The following is a 923-nucleotide window of genomic DNA, read 5'->3' as shown; positions in this document are numbered from 1 at the left end:
TTTCTTGTTCTATGGCTTCCCAACGGTATTCTATTCTAATTTGTTGCACAGCATCATAAGCTAACCTTTGCACATGAAATCTATCAGCTACTCGTTTGGCATTCGCAAAGCAACTCTTAGCAATTGCGTTCATGGTTGGAGATAAGTCTAAAGTAATTTCTTCAACTTGACGTAAGAGCTTCTTAGGAATATGTTCTCGTATTCTACTTATGATGCAGTAAGCTTCAACGCCCCTAAAGATGCCTATGATAGTACCTTTCTTTCCTGAAGCACTTTTATTTGTAAGAATAGTATATAGTTCTCCATTAGAAAGAGAAGTTTCGTCAATGGAAAGAAACTTGCCCATATTCTTAGGAAAAACAAGATAGTCTGAGGCATGAGCATATTGATCCCAAGAACGGTAATCACTTAACTTATTTTTATATTGCCGACTGAATAGTGCTGAATTAACGCCAAAATATAAGCCTAGGCTTTTTATACTTACAGCATTACAATCCACCAATTGCTTTTAAAAAAGAAGCATACTCAGGATCTAACCTGGTGCCTTTAGCTACGCTTTCCCAATCACGACTTACTTTTTTTTGTTTACCATCTATCTCAACATCCCAACGTCTGCGCTTCACATTTAAGGTAACTAAATTTCGACGTATAGGACAGTCTCGTATTTCCTTAGGGTTCATAAAACCACTGGCCTTGTGCTTATAAGGAGAGTATTCCTGTGGGATTTCTTGCTTTTCTTCTAAATAGATAGTTAAGTGTTTTGTATACAACTCCTGACCGCTCTTTTCTTGCTTGAAGTCGGTAATTATAAAATAATCAAGTATTCCTTCCGGTAGGATTAGTTCTAATAATTGTGTGCTTAATTCGGACATACTGCAAAACTATGTACTTTTTACTTCAGACCCAACTTTTGCCGGTGATCC

2 protein-coding genes are annotated in these 923 nt (G+C 36.8%); both read right to left on the bottom strand.

From position 1 onward, the window contains the following. On the bottom strand, window positions 1–499 hold a 499-nt coding region (locus tag QMO11_RS21835; RefSeq protein ID WP_282040085.1), incomplete at its 3' end, for a transposase. Next, a complete protein-coding gene (locus QMO11_RS21830; protein ID WP_075604144.1) occupies window positions 489–872 on the bottom strand; it encodes an ISAon1 family transposase N-terminal region protein in 384 nt (127 codons plus the stop codon). The genes QMO11_RS21830 and QMO11_RS21835, both read right to left, overlap by 11 nt. Between the last annotated feature and the right edge of the window lie 51 nt (window positions 873–923).

The organism is Saccharicrinis aurantiacus (assembly GCF_947489045.1).
GTDB classification, from domain to species: Bacteria; Bacteroidota; Bacteroidia; order Bacteroidales; family Marinilabiliaceae; genus Saccharicrinis; species Saccharicrinis aurantiacus.
The sequence above is the reverse complement of the archived record's forward strand: the minus strand, read 5'-3'. Positions and strand labels throughout refer to the sequence as shown.